The sequence below is a fragment of the Virgibacillus carmonensis genome, from assembly GCF_057836705.1.
In genome coordinates this window covers 1-1,244 of record NZ_JBYQFJ010000077.1, presented here as the reverse complement: position 1 = coordinate 1,244, position 1,244 = coordinate 1, and the positions used below count along the sequence as shown (strand labels likewise).

The following is a 1,244-nucleotide window of genomic DNA, read 5'->3' as shown; positions in this document are numbered from 1 at the left end:
CACTTCTTCTGGTAAATACGTTTGTAACGTCCCCATCACCTTTAGATGCAGTCTTGAAAAATAAGGGTGGTACACCATAAAACTCAAGTAATGCAAAAATGACCAATTATCCATGTCTTGCAGCAATTGTTTCATCATTTCCTCGTCCGGATTTCCTTGACTTTGTTCAATTTGTAATATGCTTCGTTTATACCGGTGAAACGCCTTTTCTGTCATCACATCTGCCATTCTAAAGAATACATCCTCGTTGGATTTTGCGGAATAGACTATGTTTTGCAGGTCCATGTCATGGTACTTATCTGACATGATTGGCAGCATCATAATCGAATGATTGGTATCAAATTCCTCCGCTAAATATTCATACCGGAACTTATGACTGGTTTCGTCTTTATTAAAAATAGGCTTTGGTTCTATCTTTCTCCGTTTTTTATCCTGACGTTTATTGACTCGAATAACCACAGACTGCCCTTCCTTTAATCGCATTAGTTCATCCGATGTTAAGAGTGCGCGCTCCTTGGTTGATTCACTATGCGACTTATCAAAGGAATGATAATCCCCACTTCGGCTCACATCCGTAATCGTTTTCGTTCCCAGCATACTGGAATAATGCTCTGCCGTATTTTTATCTTCAGTCAATATATATATCTGGTTGGAACAGTTCCCAATAATCGTATCGGATTCTTCCCCATATGCTGATTTCACTTGGGAATAGGCTTGAATGATTAAGTGATAACGAAATCCTCGTCCGGCACCTACTGTTACCATGCTTGCCATTCCATCAATAGGCGGCATATTGCCAAATTCATCAAGTATAAAGTGAACATGTCGATTCATCTTACCATTCTTGCCTTTGGTTGCTTTCTCCGAATTTACGCGGTACAACTGACTAATGAAAATACTTGCCAGTACATCATTCGATTTATCCGAATCGGGCGTTGCAATGTAAACGGCAACGGGTTTCTTCCCGAAACCAATATCTGTTAAATCCAAGCTGTTATGTGAAGTGACTTTTGCGTTTGGTTCCAGTGTAAATATTTGCAGCTTATCCATCGCAACACTAAAAATGCTTCCTCTCGTATTACCAGTAGAGAAATTACTCGTTGCATACATCATTCGTGCAGGATCATTCTCACCCCGTGCTTGAAAAAAGTCATCCAATGCATTATTTCCTTCTTCGTCATTGTCACTACCTTTGCTTGATAGGAAATTCGCAACAGAATACATGGTCACACTTTCTTCTTTGC

Annotated in this window: 1 protein-coding gene; it reads right to left on the bottom strand. The window is 39.8% G+C overall.

What is annotated here, in order from left to right; genetic code table 11:
* The coding region (locus tag AC3G7N_RS20525; protein ID WP_489424023.1) for a VirD4-like conjugal transfer protein, CD1115 family at positions 1-1,244 on the bottom strand (1,244 nt) is incomplete at both ends.